This is a genomic window from Citrobacter sp. RHBSTW-00524 (genome assembly GCF_013747755.1).
Lineage (GTDB): Bacteria > Pseudomonadota > Gammaproteobacteria > Enterobacterales > Enterobacteriaceae > Citrobacter > Citrobacter braakii.
Genome location: NZ_CP056421.1, coordinates 1,999,504 through 2,016,042 on the forward strand (window position 1 = coordinate 1,999,504; position 16,539 = coordinate 2,016,042).

Sequence of the window (16,539 nt, forward strand, 5' to 3'; positions counted from 1 at the left end):
GTATGTCAGAGAACAAACTCTCACGCCGTACTTTTCTGACGGCAGGCTCTGCGCTTGTCGTATTGCATACTCCCGTTGTCCGGGCGCTTGAATCATCGGGCAGTGTTAACATTCAGGATTACAACCCAAAGGATTGGGTCGCTTCTTTCAGGCAGGCGTTCAAAGAAGGACAAACGGTAGTCGTACCCAAAGAACTGGAATGTAAGGATCTCAATACCGCTATCGTTATTCCTCCTGGCAAAACGCTACACCTGCAAGGCAGAATCAGCGGCAATGGCCGTGGTCGCTTTGTTCTGCAGGATGGATGTAAGGTAGTGGGTGAGCAGGGGGGGAGCCTGAGGAATGTTACCCTCGATGTGCGCGGTTCGGATTGCGTGATAAAAGGGATTGCCATGAGTGGTTTTGGGCCAGTGACGCAAATCTATATCGGCGGCAAAACACCGAGGCTGATGCGCAATCTGACTATTCAGGATATTATCGTCACGCGCGCTAACTATGGGATCCTGCGTCAGGGCTTTCATAACCGGATGGATGGCGTAAAGATTACAAACTGCCGTTTTAGCGATCTACAGGGAGATGCCATTGAGTGGAATGTGGCGATCAACGACAGCAATATCCTCATTTCTGACCATGTCATTGAACGTATTAACTGTACCAACGGCAACGTGAACTGGGGCATCGGCATTGGGCTGGCGGGCAGTACCTATGACAATACCTATCCCGATGAGCTGGCGGTAAAAAACTTTGTGGTGGCGAATATCACCGGCACCGACTGTCGACAGTTAGTCCATGTAGAGAACGGCAAACATTTTATCATTCGTAATATCACCGCACGAAATATTACCCCAGATTTTAGCAAGAAAGCAGGCATTGATAATGCAACGGTCGCTATTTATGGCTGTGATAATTTCGTGATTGATAATATCAATATGGAAAATAGCGCAGGCATGCTCATTGGCTACGGTGTTATTAAAGGACGATATTTATCCATCCCGCAGAACTTTAAGTTAAATAATATCCATCTGGATAACACGAAACTTGAATATAAATTACGCGGCATTCAGATCTCATCAGGTAATGCAACGTCGTTCGTGGCCATTACCAACGTTGAGATGAAGCGAGCCACGCTTGAGTTGCACAACCAACCGCAGCATCTTTTTTTACGTAACATCAGAGTGATGCAGCAATCCGCAACAGGACCCGCGCTTAAGATGCACTTCGATCTGCGCAAGGACGTACGCGGCAAGTTTATGGCTAAGCAGGACACACTACTCTCACTGGCCAACGTACATGCAGTAAACGAAACTGGGCAAAGTTCAGTTGACATTGACCGGGTAAACCATCAGGTGGTGAATGTCGAAGCGGTGAATTTTCGACTGCCGGGGCAGGGGAGGTAACCCCACTATATTCTTACTGGATATCATTGGCTAAAAGATTATAATCACCCAATTACTGTTAAAGCTGGGGCTGGGCAGCATTGACTACTCAGGGAAGACGCTCATCTTTATCATACGTTTCTTGTGTTACGAACAGACAAAGTGATTTATGAACGATAAAGTTTTGCTCATCGGTGCCTCCGGATTCGTGGGGACCAGACTCCTGGAGACGGCTGTTGCGGATTTTGATATCAAGAATCTGGATAAACAGCAGAGTCATTTCTATCCGCAAATCACGCAAATCGGTGATGTTCGCGACCAACAAGTTCTGGATCAGGCGCTGTCAGGCTATGACACAGTCGTGTTGCTAGCGGCTGAACACCGTGATGATGTCAGTCCTACTTCACTCTACTATGATGTGAATGTTCAGGGGACGCGCAATGTATTGGCCGCTATGGAGAAAAATGATGTTAAGAACATCATTTTCACCAGTTCTGTTGCGGTCTATGGCCTGAACAAAACCAACCCTGATGAAAATCATCCTCACGATCCCTTCAACCACTACGGTAAAAGCAAGTGGCAAGCGGAAGAGGTTCTTCGTGAATGGCATGCTAAAGCGCCTGATGATCGTTCGCTGACTATCATTCGTCCAACTGTTATCTTTGGCGAACGCAACCGCGGCAACGTTTATAATCTGCTGAAGCAGATCGCTGGCGGTAAGTTTATGATGGTTGGGGCGGGTACGAATTATAAATCAATGGCTTATGTGGGTAATATTGTTGAGTTTATCAAGTATAAACTGAAGAATGTGACTGCTGGTTATGAGGTTTATAATTACGTTGATAAACCTGATCTGAATATGAATCAACTGGTTACCGAAGTTGAACAGAGCTTAAGTAAAAAAATCCCCTCAGCACACTTACCTTACGCTTTAGGCATGTTAGGTGGCTATTGCTTTGATATTTTGGGTAAAGTGACCGGCAAAAAATATGCTGTTAGCTCTGTGCGCGTGAAGAAGTTCTGTGCCACCACACAGTTTGATGCAACGAAAGTCCACTCATCCGGTTTTGTCGCACCTTATACATTGTCTCAGGGGCTGGATCGCACTTTGAAATACGAATTTTTGCACGATAAGAAAGATGACATTACGTTTGTCTCTGAGTGATTGTTGTTTGTAGAGTGCCTGGGGCTTAGTTAACTTCGATTTTTCGGAAATGCTATAAAACTGAAGAGATGAGTTCGTTTCCGAGGAATCCGAGTTCACCTTGGCGCTGGTGAAGTGTAGAGTTTGCATTCGGTTTACCTTAACCTGGCTATTTCGTGTTGAGGATGGAGCCAGCAATACTGGCTAACGTACGGCTAAAGTCTATACTTTATCAGCCGTTTGGAGGTAGGAGAGAGAATGACTAATTTGAAAGCAGTTATCCCGGTAGCGGGCCTGGGGATGCACATGTTGCCTGCTACGAAGGCAATCCCTAAAGAGATGCTGCCGATCGTAGACAAACCGATGATTCAATACATTGTCGACGAAATTGTAGCTGCAGGTATCAAAGAAATCGTTCTGGTGACTCATGCGTCTAAGAACGCGGTTGAGAACCACTTCGACACCTCTTATGAACTCGAATCACTCCTTGAGCAGCGAGTAAAGCGCCAGTTATTAGCCGAAGTGCAGTCTATCTGTCCGCCTGGCGTGACTATCATGAACGTTCGTCAGGCTCAACTGCTGGGGCTGGGTCATTCAATTCTTTGTGCTCGCCCTATCATTGGTGATAACCCGTTTGTCGTGGTATTACCTGACGTCGTTTTGGATACTGCAAGTGCAGATCCGCTGCGTTACAACCTCGCTGCCATGGTGGCTCGTTTCAATGAAACCGGGCGCAGTCAGGTGCTGGCTAAGCGTATGGAGGGCGATCTGTCTGAATACTCTGTTATTCAAACCAAAGAGGCTTTGGACAACGAAGGCAAAGTCAGCCGTATCGTTGAGTTCATTGAAAAACCCGATCAGCCACAAACGCTTGATTCCGATCTGATGGCCGTAGGGCGCTACGTGCTTTCTGCTGATATCTGGGCAGAATTAGAGCATACCCAACCAGGTGCCTGGGGACGTATTCAGCTGACTGATGCCATTGCAGAGTTGGCTAAAAAACAGTCTGTTGATGCCATGCTGATGACGGGGGACAGCTACGACTGCGGTAAAAAAATGGGCTACATGCAGGCGTTTGTTAAGTATGGGTTGCGGAACTTGAAAGAAGGGGCGAAGTTCCGGAAGGGGATTGAGAAATTACTGGGTTATAATTTTTAGATATGAGTTGCGATTAATAGATGAGAAATAAAATACGGTGACTGATGCTTTATATCTAATTTTTTATCGCCGTATTTTCCAACTGTTAATTATATTGTATGAATGATAATAATATTATGTTTGGCTTTAATTGAAAATATAGAATTTTTCTGTTTTTGGATATAATAACGTCTTGCTTTATACAAATTGAACATTGGTTAGTGCACTGGTAGCTTAGAGCCAGGGGCGGTAGCATTCATCATTTTAACTTCCATTGAGTCTACAACTACCAATAGCAGTTCTATTTATTTATCCTAAATAGGGCTGCTTATATTTTAGATATATTACTTTAAAAGGTGTAACCGGGGGCGATATGAGGGTGTTGTATGTCATTACCAAGGCTGATGAAATCGGAGGTGCACAAATACATGTGCGCGATCTTGCTGAAAGGCTGAAAATAGATGATCATGAGGTTATGGTTGTTGCTGGAGAGTACGGCGCATTTATTAATCAACTTGAAGATAGAGGGATTGCTTATGCAATTTTACCCGAACTTGTTAGAGAAATAAAACCATACAAAGATTTAAAAGCATGCGTACTGTTACGCGGTATTATAAAAAAGTTTAATCCTGATCTTGTTGGGTTACATTCGTCAAAAGCAGGCATTGTTGGGCGCATAGCTGCATTAGGTTTAGGAATTCCAGTAATATTTACTGCACATGGATGGTCTTTTACAGATGGAGTGGGGAATCGGAAACGAAAGCTCTACATTTTTATTGAAAAAATAATGAGCCATTTTACAGATGAAATAATAACTGTTTCTGAGAAAGATAAAGAATTAGCATTAAATTATGATGTAACTACAGCTGAAAAACAAATAGTGATCCACAATGGTATAATTGATAAATTTAAAGAAAAGGTACCGAATAAGAAAGTAAACTCGGATAGTAAGAAAATAATCATCACAAGCGTGGCACGTTTTTCTGAACAAAAAGATCATGAAACATTAATATGTGCAATGTCAGGAATATCCAATTTAAATTGGGAATTAGGTAATGACTCCAACTTATTGATAGTGTTTTATGTTCAGATAATGCCCGATGACTTTGTCATGCAGCTCCACCGATTTTGAGAACGACAGTGACTTCCTGCCCAGCCTTGCCAGATGCTGCCTCAGATTCAGGTTATGCCGCTCAATGCGCTGCGTATATCGCTTGCTGATAACGTGCAGTTCTCCCTTCAGGCGTGATTCATAAAGCGGCCAGCCATCCGTCATCCATACCACGACCTCAAAGGCCGACAGCAGGCCAAGAAGACGCTCCAGCGTGGCCAACGTGCGTTCACCGAATACGTGCGCCACAACCGTCCTCCGTATCCTGTCATACGCGTAAAACAACCAGCGCTGGCGGGATTTAGCGCCGACGTAACCCCACTGTTCGTCCATTTCCGCGCAAACAATGACGTCACTGCCCGGTTGTATACGTGAGTTTACCGACTGCGGCCTGAGTTTTTTAAGTGTCGTAAAATCGTGTTGAGGCCAATGCCCATAATTCGTGCACTGGCGCGGCATCCGACGCCATTCATGGCCATATCAATGATTTTCTGGTGTGTACCGGGCTGAGAGGCGGTGTAAGTGAACTGTAGCTGCCATGTTTTACGGCAGTGAGAGCAGAGATAGCGCTGATGTCCGGCAGTACTTTTACCGTTACGCACTACGCCTTCAGTAGCTGAGCAGGAGGGACAACTGATAGAAACAGAAGCCACTGGAGCACCTCAAAAACACCATCATACACTAAATCAGTAAGTTGGCAGCATCACCGGGAATTACATCTTATAGGGAAAGGAAGTAGAATAAATAATGTAGAATTAATGGTTAAAGAACATAAATTGGAGGATAAAGTATTTTTTCATGGTGAAATACATAATGTTCATGATTTTCTAGACAAGTCAGACATCTTTGTGTTAAGTACAAATTGGGAAGGCTTACCCCTTAGTATAATAGAAGCTATGTGTTCTTCATTACCAATCGTCGCAACAAATGTTGGCGGTGTTTCTGAACTGGTGACAGAAAATGTAGGGTTTCTTGTACCAAGGAAAGATATTCAGGCATTAAGGAGAGCCTTAAGTAATCTCATAGAAAACCAAGAAATGCGTGTGAAAATGGGAGAGGACGCTAGAAAACGGTATTTGGATTATTTTTGTTTCGAGGCTATGTATAGCAAGACAATTTTTGAGTATAATAATCTTATACGAAAGTAAAAATTAAGTTGTTAGGGGCGATATAAGACTTATATATATCACTATAAGTCATAATTATAATTGCTAATTAAAATTCCTTCCACTATACATATTGGGTTTGGTATTTAAATATCAATATCTTGTCAATATATATAGTAATTTTATATAGGGTTATAGATAGTTGGAGCCTTCAAATAAAAAACTAGTATCAGGGTTTAAATGGAGTGCCATTGAAAGAATTATAACTCAAGTATCGCAGTTATTTATTTTGTTAATTTTATCTCGAATCTTAGGTCCTAAGATATATGGTTTGATGGGGATGTTAACATTATTTATTGCGATAGCTCAAACATTAGTTGACAGTGGATTTACATCATCACTTGTTAGAAAAAGGAAAGTATCTCAAGAACAGTATTCAACAATATTTTGGTTTAATTTATCGACATCGTGTTTATTATATATTATTATATATATCTTCTCAGAATATATTGCTGTTTTTTATAACTCTTCTATATTGTGTAATGTGCTGAGAATTCTTGCGCTCATTATTATAATAAATGCTTTATGTATTATTCATAAAGCGAAATTAATAATAGCTATGGATTTTAGAACGCAGGCGGTTGTGTCATTTATTTCAGTAATAATCAGTGGCGCAACCAGTATTTTATTCGCAGTAAATGGAGGAGGAATATGGGCACTAGTATTAAATAGTGTCGTTTTTTCTAGTGTTTCAACTATTTTATTTTTTATAAAAGTTAAATGGCTCCCATCATTGAAGTTTAATTACCGTTTTTTTAAAGTTAGCTTCTCATTTAGCTACAAACTGACCTTGGCATCACTCTTAAATACATTTTTTGATAATCTTTATCAGCTTATAATAGGTCGATTTTACAGTGCTATGCAGGTTGGTTATTTTGTACAAGCAAGGAATTTAACAGCTCTTCCTACAAATACATATTCTGCAATAATTCAGCGTGTTACATATAGATATTTTGGTGAAATAAAAAATGATAGGAAATTACTAAGGGATAAATATTTAGATACTGTGAAATATGTTTCATTTATATTCTTTCCTTTAATGATGACATTCTCATTTTATAGTGCCGATATTATTCTTCTATTAATAGGAAATCAATGGGTTCCTGCTGCAAAATATATATCAATAATGTGTTTGTGTTTTAGCTTATACCCCATACATGCAATTAGTCTTAATATACTTAATGTTTATGGGCGCTCTGATCTGTTCCTTAAACTTGAAGTGGTTAAAAAAATAATAATACTGGCACTCTTAGCTATAACTTTGAATAAAGGCATAGCTGCTATATGTTGGGGGATGGTGATATATTCTGTGATTGCTACATATATTAATTGCATATACACAAATAGAATTTTAACTACCTCTTTTATAAATATGCTCTCAGTAATATTACCGCCAATTATAATTGCATCTATCGCTGCTTTTTTTAGTTTAACAATTGTAAATATTATAAATTTTGAGGAAATAAGACTTATTGGCATTGTTATTTCATTAGTATTCTATCTTTTCATGTATTATTTATATGAAAGAAAAACCATTATGTTTTTAGCCAACTCATGGAGAAAATAATGATTGATGTTAATCCGGATGTAACAGTATTAATTCCGGTATATAACTGTGCATCAACGATATTGGATGCAATAAATTCTGTTCTATCTCAAGAGGGAATAGTATTCGAGATCATTATTGTTGATGACGGCTCAACTGATGAAACATCAAAATTAATAAATTCGATAACAGATTCGAGAGTATATTATTATTACCAAGAGAACAGAGGCATTAGTGCTGCTCTAAATTATGGTATAAGTTTAGCAAAAAGTGAGTATATAGCTAGATTAGATGGTGATGATAAAATGTTGCCATTTAGATTAAAAACACAGTATGATTGTTTTTTAAAAGATAAAAATATTATCATGATATCTAGTGCGGTAGAGTATATTGATACTAATGGAAATGTAATAGGCCGTTCATTTCCATATATATTCTCTTTTTTATCAAAAGAAATTTTAAAAAAAATGAATATATACTCTCATCCAGCAACAATGTTCAAGAAGTCTATAGTGAAAAATGCTGGTGGCTATGATATATCTCTATCTGGAATATGTGAAGATTACCACCTTTGGCATAAAATATCACCTGCGGGTAAGATAATTAATCTGCCCGAACCTTATACACAATATAGGATATCAGAAGGTCAGATCACAGATTGGTTTCCAAGTAAAGAATATTGCTCTCTAATCGCCAATGTTATACAAGAAGATATACCAACACAGGAGTCTGTGAATTTAATAAAAGATGTCAAAAATAGAGATAAAAATCTGAGAACATCTAAAAAAAACAATAATCATGTTAAAGATACACGTATTCAACTTATTAAAAACAATAAGTTCAAACGTGTATATATTATACTTCAAAACTTAAAGATTAATAAGAAAGTTGCATCATATATTGTATGTTCAATGAAAAGTATTACAATAGTTTTAAAGTTGTTGCTTAGTGCAAAGAGGTGCTAATAATGATGAACACATCATTAATATTTAGCCTAATACTTTTTATTATTAATCCATTGGTTGGTACAATTCTTAGTTGTTTATATTTGGCCAAAAATGAAAAGGTGGTTATATTTGTAGTAGCGTTGATGGCTGCTATATGTGCCTATAATATTGTTCCATATGATACAATGGATCTTGCTACTCACTACAGGAAATTTGAAGATCTAGCAAGTCAGAGTTATAGTGAGATTTTTGATGTGGGTGAAAATATTTTACTATATTTTTACATGAAAACACTAAATGTTATCGGAATAAATAAAGAATGGATGCCATTCACGTCAACATTTATTGGATATTACTTGCTTTTATCAGCACTAAAATATGTATTAGATGCTAAAATTAGCAGCTCGCAAAAATATTCATGCTATATGTTATGGTTCATTTCAATTTCATTTTTATCATTAAGCAATGGTATACGAAGTGGTTTATCTGTTGCATTTTTTATATATTCGTTAGTATCCTTATATCACTTTAGAACAAAAACATTTATTTTGTTTTCTATCTTATCTATATTAATGCATAGTTTTATAGCTCCAGTGATAATTTTATTGATAATATGCAACTGGTTTCATAAACTAGTTTCAATGAGAATTTTGAAAGTAATCATTGTAATTTCCATATTAGTATCATTAATTATAGATGTAACATCAGTGATTGAATTTTTTGTACAAAAATTATCCTTCATACCTAAACTCGAAAATATATACAGAATATATGTTACTGGAGATCGTTGGGGAGGAGATGCAGAATTTAACTTAAATGCAAAAATAGCAATGTTTTTAACTCAGTTACCATATTATCTTTCTGTTTTTGTCATTCTTTTCTCCAGAACAAAAGACACATTCTACATTTGCGCAGTACTTTCAGCCTCTATTTCATTAGGGAAGGTGCGAATAAGCAGGTCATTTCTTCCCAAGCTGACTCGCTGATTAAAATTTCGCGGATCTGGGCCGATTTTTTTCCCGCAAACACATCGAATCAGCCTATTTAGGCTATTTTTTCCACCATTTCTGGCGTTATTTCCGGTTTTTACTGAGATCTCTCCCACTGACGTATCATTTGGTCCACCCGAAACAGGTTGGCCAGGGTGAATAACATCGCCAGTTGGTTATCGTTTTTCAGCAGCCCCTTGTATCTGGCTTTCACGAAGCCGAACTGCCGCTTGATGATGCGAAACGGGTGCTCCACCCTGGCACGGATGCTGGCTTTCATGTATTCGATGTTGATGGCCGTTTTGTTCTTGCGCGGATGCTGCTTCAAGGTTTTTACCTTGCCGGGACGCTCGGCGATCAGCCAGTCCACATCCACCTCGGCCAGCTCCTCGCGCTGTGGCGCTCCTTGGTAGCCGGCATCGGCTGAGACAAATTGCTCCTCTCCATGAAGCAGATTACCCAGCTGATTGAGGTCATGCTCGTTGGCCGCGGTGGTGACCAGGCTGTGGGTCAGGCCACTCTTGGCATCGACACCAATGTGGGCCTTCATGCCAAAGTGCCACTGATTGCCTTTCTTGGTCTGATGCATCTCCGGATCGCGTTGCTGCTCTTTGTTCTTGGTCGAGCTGGGTGCCTCAATGATGGTGGCATCCACCAAAGTGCCTTGGGTCATCATGACGCCTGCTTCGGCCAGCCAGCGATTGATGGTCTTGAACAATTGACGGGCCAGTTGATGCTGCTCGAGCAGGTGGCGGAAATTCATGATGGTGGTGCGATCCGGCAGGGCGCTATCCAGGGATAATCGGGCAAACAGGCGCATGGAGGCGATTTCGTACAGGGCATCTTCCATGGCACCGTCGCTCAGGTTGTACCAATGCTGCATGCAGTGAATACGCAGCATGGTCTCCAGCGGATAGGGCCGTCGGCCATTGCCCGCCTTGGGATAAAACGGCTCGATGACAGCGGTCATATTCTGCCATGGCAGAATCTGCTCCATGCGGGAGAGGAAAATCTCTTTTCGGGTCTGACGGCGCTTAGTGCTGAATTCACTATCGGCGAAGGTGAGTTGATGGCTCATGATGTCCCTCTGGGATGCGCTCCGGATGAATATGATGATCTCATATCAGGAACTTGTTCGCACCTTCCTTAGTCTTTTCAGAATTTTGGGTTATAAGTGAAAGATATCAATATGTTTCTGTTCTTTGTACAGTAATATATCTATTAAGTTCCAAAAGTGAGTTCTATGTAAGTAAGAAATTGATTATTTTGATGTTTTATTTCATGCAATTGATTGCTATAACATGGCTGTTTTATAGGTTTAGATATGTTTTTATACCTACAATCTCATTTGTAATATATCCATTTCTGATTTGTTTTATCAAAACGGTCGATCTGTCAAAGCTAATTAAGGTGTGACTATAATGGTTAGTAGAGTGCTTCATGTTGTTGGAACCTTAGATGTTGGTGGTATAGAGAAATGGGTTTGCAATATGATAAATTATGAAAAAAGTCAGGCAAATGAAGTGGATTTTTATATTTTTTCATCCGATCCGATAAAGAAAAAAATATTGTCTGAATTTGAAATTGATACCGATAAAGTTTTTTTTAGTAAAGGTAATGGACTTATCTATCGAATGATAAGTTTTATATCAATCTTATTTAAGATAAAACCAAAAGCTATACATTTTCATCCTGGATATTCTTCCGGTATTTATTTGTTACTCACAAAAATTTTGACTAAAAGTATAACAATTGTTCATTCTCATTCTGATAGGCGTAATATTGATAACTCTGTTAATATATTGAGGCGAGTTTATATAAAGCTTATGAAGTTAATTATTAACAATCTAAGTGACCATCGTATAGCTGTATCAAATAATGCAGGGCTTTCGTTGTTTGGGACAGGGTTTGAAATACATTATTGTGGTGTTCCTTTGCCTTCAATGTCTTCTAACAATAATTCATTTATTGTGCCTGGAGAACCGAGTTATAATATTTTTCATGTTGGTCGCTTTTCGAAGGCAAAAAATTATGAATTTATTCTTTCTATTGCTGAAAAGTTAATCGAAGATAAAAACATAAGAATTTATTGTCTTGGTGAGGGTTTGGAATACTATGCTTCTGAAGCAAAAAATAGAGGTCTTACAAATATATTTTTTCCAGGCTTTGTAAGTGATCCATGTTCTGTAATTATAAGACATGCTAATTTATTTATTATGCCTTCTTTATGGGAAGGTTTACCATTAAGTGTAGTTGAAGCACAAAAATGTCATATTCCCTGCATTGTCTCAACGAATATTACAAATGAATGCGATATTGGGTTGGTTAAGTTTTTACCGTTAGAACTTTCAAACTGGATTGAGGAAATAAAAATCGAATTATATTCAGATGATAAGTGTAATATTATATTAAATGATAAGTTTACTCTTGAAAATAATTTGCGTTTCTTTAAGAAAATTTATCGGGGGCAAAAATGTTATTAACTTTAATCAGAGCATTTAGTAGGCTTCAACAAATTATTACAATCTATGTTTATAGATTATGCTATAAAGAATTAAATATTGATCCTTTGAAGTCCTATTTTTCAGGCGAAGTAATTATAAAAAATAAAGGCTGTATATATATCGGTGACGGTTTTAAAGGCCGTGAAGGAAGTTTTTTTAATGCAAATGGGGGTGTTATTAAAATTGGAACAAATGTTTTCTTTAATAGAAATGTTTCAATCAACGCAAGAGAAAATGTTATTATAGGAAATAGTGTTTTAATTGGTGAGAATGTGAAATTATATGATCATGATCATGATTTTAGATTTAATACTGAAAATATAGCAAATAATTTTATTAGTGAACCCATTCATATCGGTAATAATGTTTGGATTGGCTGCAGTGTTATAATATTACGTGGCGTTCGGATTGGGAATAATTGTATTATTGGTGCTGGTTGTGTCGTGACAAAAGATGTTCCATCTGACACCGTACTTATACAAAAGCGTGAATCCACAGTTACTGACATAAACATGTGAAATAACACTAATGAAAATTACATTTATTGATAGCTATTTTAATTCATTATATGGCGCTCAAAAGAGCATGATTAATCTTTGTAGCTTAATGCGTGATAGAGGGCATCATGTTACAATTTCTAGTATGAGGGATGGGGACTTATTAAATGAAGCGCGGCGTTTGAAATTTGACTTTATATCTTTTGAAGCATATAAAACTATTTTAAGATCTGTAACTGAGTTAAATTCTATTTTGGATAAGATTGTTTATATAGCTTTACTGATTTTTTTTTGGTGTAAAGTGATTTTTAAATTACCTTTGCTCATAAAAAATGATGCTATATGTATTAATGATACTCGAACCTTTGTGTTTTTATTGCCTATACTTATTTTTACGAGGCACAAAAACATATGGTATATTAGAATTCGTGAAAATAATGCACTTCTAATATGGTTTTTGTCTTTCTTTTGTAAATCCGTTATTTTTATCTCCAGTGATGTGAAAAAAAATTTGAGGATTTCGAGTAAAACAAAAAAATATACTTTGATGACGGGTTTTCAAAAGTACCAATTAAGTTTGGAGGCAAATTTTGAAAGTGTAAAAACAATAAACTTTGTCACGGTTGGTTCCATCAACGAACGGAAAAATCAAATAGAGGTAATAGAACTCTTCAAATATATAAGCTCTAGTATTAATGCGAAATGTAATCTTCATATATATGGTGGCTATGAACCTGCAGATTATTCATATTATGAATCTTTAAAACTAAAAATAAAAAGTGATAATGAAATAAATGAGAGTGTTCATTTTTACGGCTATGTTTCAGAAGTTATTCCAATGATTGAGCATTATGACGTTTTTCTTTTTGCATCACGTCGGGAAGGACTGCCTCGTTCAATTATAGAAGCACTTCAAGCAGGGCTTTATGTCATTTGTAGACCTGTTGATGGTGTTTCAGATATAATAAAAGACCCTTCTTTTGGACTTGTGCTTAATATGAGTGATGATTTAAATAAAATAAATTTTAATGAGTTGTTTTCTTTTGGCTTATCTCAGGATGAGAGGAAAAAAAGAAATTCTTTTATTAACGATTTTTTCAGTAATGAAGTTTATGGTGATAAATTCGAAGACATTCTTAAAAGGTAAGTAGCGGTAGTAAATATCAAAAAGTGCTAGATTAAAAATATATTTTGTTGATTTAAAAACCACAAAAATAAAATAGTGATTTGTGATGAAATATGTTGTATAACTTTAAGAATTACGTAGATAGATATTAGAGTGTATACGAATGGTGTTTTATTATCATTCAGTGGTAATCACTGACAGGAGTATGTAATGTCCAAGCAACAGATCGGCGTCGTCGGTATGGCAGTGATGGGGCGCAACCTGGCGCTCAACATCGAAAGCCGTGGTTATACCGTCTCCATCTTCAACCGCTCCCGCGAGAAAACTGAAGAAGTTGTTGCCGAGAACCCGGATAAGAAACTGGTTCCTTATTACACGGTGAAAGAGTTCGTCGAGTCTCTTGAAACCCCACGTCGTATCCTGTTAATGGTGAAAGCAGGGGCGGGAACTGATGCTGCTATCGATTCCCTGAAGCCGTACCTTGATAAAGGCGACATCATTATTGATGGTGGTAACACCTTCTTCCAGGACACTATCCGTCGTAACCGTGAGCTGTCCGCGGAAGGTTTTAACTTCATCGGCACCGGCGTGTCCGGCGGTGAAGAGGGCGCCCTGAAAGGCCCATCTATCATGCCTGGTGGCCAGAAAGAAGCGTATGAGCTGGTTGCGCCTATCCTGACCAAGATTGCCGCTGTTGCCGAAGATGGTGAACCATGCGTAACCTACATCGGCGCTGATGGTGCAGGTCACTATGTGAAGATGGTGCATAACGGTATTGAATACGGCGACATGCAGCTGATTGCTGAAGCCTATTCCCTGTTGAAAGGCGGCCTGAATCTGTCTAACGAAGAGCTGGCTACCACCTTCACCGAGTGGAATGAAGGCGAGCTGAGCAGTTACCTGATCGACATCACTAAAGACATCTTCACTAAAAAAGATGAAGACGGTAAATACCTTGTTGATGTGATCCTGGACGAAGCGGCGAACAAAGGTACAGGTAAATGGACCAGCCAGAGTTCTCTGGATCTGGGCGAACCGCTGTCGCTGATCACCGAGTCTGTATTCGCGCGCTATATCTCTTCTCTGAAAGACCAGCGCGTAGCTGCATCTAAAGTACTGTCCGGCCCGCAGGCTCAACTGGCTGGCGATAAAGCCGAGTTCGTTGAGAAAGTACGCCGCGCGCTGTACCTGGGCAAGATCGTCTCCTACGCACAGGGCTTCTCTCAGCTGCGTGCCGCGTCTGACGAGTACAACTGGGATCTGAACTACGGTGAAATCGCGAAGATCTTCCGCGCGGGCTGCATCATTCGTGCGCAGTTCCTGCAGAAAATTACTGACGCGTATGCTGAAAACAAAGGCATCGCGAACCTGCTGCTGGCCCCGTACTTCAAAAATATCGCTGACGAATATCAGCAAGCGCTGCGTGATGTAGTGGCTTACGCTGTGCATAACGGTATTCCTGTACCGACATTCTCTGCCGCTGTGGCGTACTACGATAGCTATCGTGCTGAAGTGTTGCCGGCTAACTTAATCCAGGCCCAGCGTGACTACTTCGGTGCACATACGTATAAGCGCACAGATAAAGAAGGCGTGTTCCATACGGAATGGCTGGATTAATCTGATTTAATCCAAGCGAAAGTGCAAGCCCGGAGCGTTCCTCCGGGCTTTTTTATGGGCAAAAAAATGCATTCGGTCAAGTCTGGTAGGCATAGCTGCACTAAATCGCGATATAATGTGTTCACACTGATCCAATACGGTAACGTTGGGTCTAACGATGGTGATTTTTTCACTCTTTAATGCTTAACCAAAAGAAGTCAGAGCTAATGAAAATAACTATTTCAGGAACAGGTTATGTGGGACTCTCAAATGGCATTTTGATTGCCCAAAATCACGAAGTGGTCGCGCTGGACATTGTGCAGTCTAAAGTGGATATGCTTAACAGGAAGCAATCACCCATTGCTGACAAAGAAATAGAAGAGTATCTGTCAACGAAAGATCTTAATTTTCGGGCAACAACCGACAAGCAAGCTGCTTACAAACATGCCGATTATGTCATTATCGCTACTCCGACTGATTACGATCCTAAAACCAACTATTTTAATACCTCCAGCGTGGAATCAGTCATCCGTGATGTGTTGGAAGTGAATCCACAGGCAGTAATGATTATTAAATCAACCATCCCGGTTGGTTTTACCCAGTCAATTAAAGAACGTTTGGGCACAGATAATATCATTTTCTCGCCGGAGTTCTTGCGAGAAGGAAAAGCGCTTTATGACAACCTTCATCCATCACGTATTGTGATTGGTGAGTGTTCTGAACGAGCCAAACGATTTGCAGCGTTATTGCAGGAAGGTGCAATAAAACAAAATATTCCAATATTATTTACAGACTCTACTGAAGCCGAAGCGATAAAACTTTTTGCTAATACTTATCTAGCTATGCGTGTAGCATATTTTAACGAGTTGGACAGCTACGCTGAAAGCTTAGGTCTAAATGCTCGACAAATTATTGAGGGTGTTTGCTTGGATCCACGTATTGGCAACCATTATAATAATCCTTCATTCGGCTACGGCGGATATTGTTTGCCAAAAGATACCAAGCAGTTGCTGGCGAACTATCAGTCAGTGCCTAATAATCTCATCTCCGCAATTGTAGATGCTAACCGTACGCGTAAAGATTTTATTGCAGATTCAATCTTGGCACGAAAGCCTAAAGTAGTTGGCGTGTACCGTTTAATCATGAAAAGTGGTTCTGATAATTTCCGGGCATCATCGATTCAGGGCATCATGAAGCGTATTAAAGCCAAGGGTGTGCCCGTTATTATTTATGAACCCGTCATGGAGGAAGATGAGTTTTTCCACTCTCGAGTAGTGCGTGATCTTAATGCGTTCAAAAATGAAGCAGATATTATTATTTCTAACCGCATGACGTCAGAATTAGCTGATGTTGCCGATAAAGTGTATACCCGCGATTTGTTTGGTAGTGATTAATCTCGT

General features: G+C 39.1%; 15 protein-coding genes and 1 pseudogene. 13 read left to right on the forward strand and 3 right to left on the reverse strand.

Annotated features, from left to right (window positions below):
* The first annotated feature begins 2 nt into the window (after window positions 1-2).
* The 4 genes from wcaM to HV229_RS09500 all read left to right on the forward strand — a co-directional run bounded on the left by wcaM (window position 3) and on the right by HV229_RS09500 (window position 4,789).
* Window positions 3-1,397 carry a colanic acid biosynthesis protein WcaM gene (gene wcaM, locus HV229_RS09485; protein WP_181547401.1) on the forward strand — a complete coding sequence of 465 codons (1,395 nt, stop codon included), beginning with the start codon at window positions 3-5 and terminating at the stop codon, window positions 1,395-1,397.
* Between the two features lie 148 nt (window positions 1,398-1,545).
* Window positions 1,546-2,541, forward strand: coding sequence for an SDR family oxidoreductase (locus HV229_RS09490; RefSeq protein ID WP_048215967.1), 996 nt, complete (start codon window positions 1,546-1,548; stop codon window positions 2,539-2,541).
* Between the two features lie 237 nt (window positions 2,542-2,778).
* Window positions 2,779-3,678 (forward strand): UTP--glucose-1-phosphate uridylyltransferase GalF, encoded by a 900-nt coding sequence (gene galF / locus HV229_RS09495; protein WP_181547403.1) that lies wholly within the window; start codon window positions 2,779-2,781, stop codon window positions 3,676-3,678.
* A 352-nt stretch (window positions 3,679-4,030) separates the two neighbouring features.
* Complete coding sequence (locus HV229_RS09500; protein ID WP_181547405.1) at window positions 4,031-4,789, forward strand: glycosyltransferase; 759 nt, start codon at window positions 4,031-4,033, stop codon at window positions 4,787-4,789.
* Here the strand turns inward: HV229_RS09500 and HV229_RS09505 are convergent.
* Window positions 4,724-5,421, reverse strand: a protein-coding gene (locus HV229_RS09505) for an IS1 family transposase (RefSeq protein ID WP_249417763.1) whose coding sequence is annotated in 2 segments (ribosomal slippage) — window positions 4,724-5,172 and window positions 5,172-5,421 — 699 coding nt in all. Because the reading frame shifts where the segments join, the coding sequence is not laid out codon by codon here. The genes HV229_RS09500 and HV229_RS09505 overlap by 66 nt on opposite strands.
* Before the next feature lie 66 nt (window positions 5,422-5,487).
* On the opposite strand from HV229_RS09505, the pseudogene HV229_RS09510 reads away from it, so the two are divergent.
* The 4 genes and pseudogenes from HV229_RS09510 to HV229_RS09525 form a co-directional block, all read left to right on the forward strand.
* Window positions 5,488-5,916 (forward strand): annotated as a pseudogene (locus HV229_RS09510) (glycosyltransferase); the annotation flags it as partial.
* A gap of 160 nt (window positions 5,917-6,076) precedes the next feature.
* Entirely contained in the window at window positions 6,077-7,501 is a 1,425-nt protein-coding gene (locus HV229_RS09515; RefSeq protein ID WP_181547407.1) for a lipopolysaccharide biosynthesis protein, read from the forward strand.
* Entirely contained in the window at window positions 7,501-8,445 is a 945-nt protein-coding gene (locus HV229_RS09520) for a glycosyltransferase (protein ID WP_181547409.1), read from the forward strand. Before HV229_RS09515 ends, HV229_RS09520 begins: the two co-directional genes overlap by 1 nt.
* Before the next feature lie 2 nt (window positions 8,446-8,447).
* Complete coding sequence (locus HV229_RS09525; protein ID WP_181547411.1) at window positions 8,448-9,413, forward strand: EpsG family protein; 966 nt, start codon at window positions 8,448-8,450, stop codon at window positions 9,411-9,413.
* Here HV229_RS09525 and HV229_RS26500 read toward each other — a convergent pair.
* The gene (locus HV229_RS26500) at window positions 9,329-9,532 is read right to left on the reverse strand and encodes a hypothetical protein (RefSeq protein ID WP_346655013.1); all 204 of its coding nucleotides are present in this window, start codon (window positions 9,530-9,532) and stop codon (window positions 9,329-9,331) included. The genes HV229_RS09525 and HV229_RS26500 overlap by 85 nt on opposite strands.
* Window positions 9,514-10,494: an IS5-like element ISKpn26 family transposase gene (locus tag HV229_RS09530; RefSeq protein WP_000019445.1), complete on the reverse strand. Its 981-nt coding sequence runs from the start codon at window positions 10,492-10,494 to the stop codon at window positions 9,514-9,516. Before HV229_RS09530 ends, HV229_RS26500 begins: the two co-directional genes overlap by 19 nt.
* A gap of 343 nt (window positions 10,495-10,837) precedes the next feature.
* Between HV229_RS09530 and HV229_RS09535 the strand changes: the two genes are divergently transcribed.
* From HV229_RS09535 to ugd, 5 genes are all read left to right on the forward strand, one after another.
* Window positions 10,838-11,899: a glycosyltransferase gene (locus tag HV229_RS09535; RefSeq protein ID WP_181547413.1), complete on the forward strand. Its 1,062-nt coding sequence runs from the start codon at window positions 10,838-10,840 to the stop codon at window positions 11,897-11,899.
* Window positions 11,890-12,438 carry an acyltransferase gene (locus HV229_RS09540; protein ID WP_181547415.1) on the forward strand — a complete coding sequence of 183 codons (549 nt, stop codon included), beginning with the start codon at window positions 11,890-11,892 and terminating at the stop codon, window positions 12,436-12,438. Before HV229_RS09535 ends, HV229_RS09540 begins: the two co-directional genes overlap by 10 nt.
* 10 nt (window positions 12,439-12,448) lie before the next feature.
* Window positions 12,449-13,564, forward strand: a complete 1,116-nt coding sequence (locus HV229_RS09545) for a glycosyltransferase family 4 protein (RefSeq protein ID WP_181547417.1) — start codon at window positions 12,449-12,451, stop codon at window positions 13,562-13,564.
* A gap of 189 nt (window positions 13,565-13,753) precedes the next feature.
* Window positions 13,754-15,160, forward strand: coding sequence for an NADP-dependent phosphogluconate dehydrogenase (gene gndA, locus HV229_RS09550; protein WP_181547426.1), 1,407 nt, complete (start codon window positions 13,754-13,756; stop codon window positions 15,158-15,160).
* A gap of 206 nt (window positions 15,161-15,366) precedes the next feature.
* Entirely contained in the window at window positions 15,367-16,533 is a 1,167-nt protein-coding gene (gene ugd, locus HV229_RS09555; RefSeq protein WP_181547428.1) for a UDP-glucose 6-dehydrogenase, read from the forward strand.
* The last annotated feature ends 6 nt before the right edge of the window (window positions 16,534-16,539 follow it).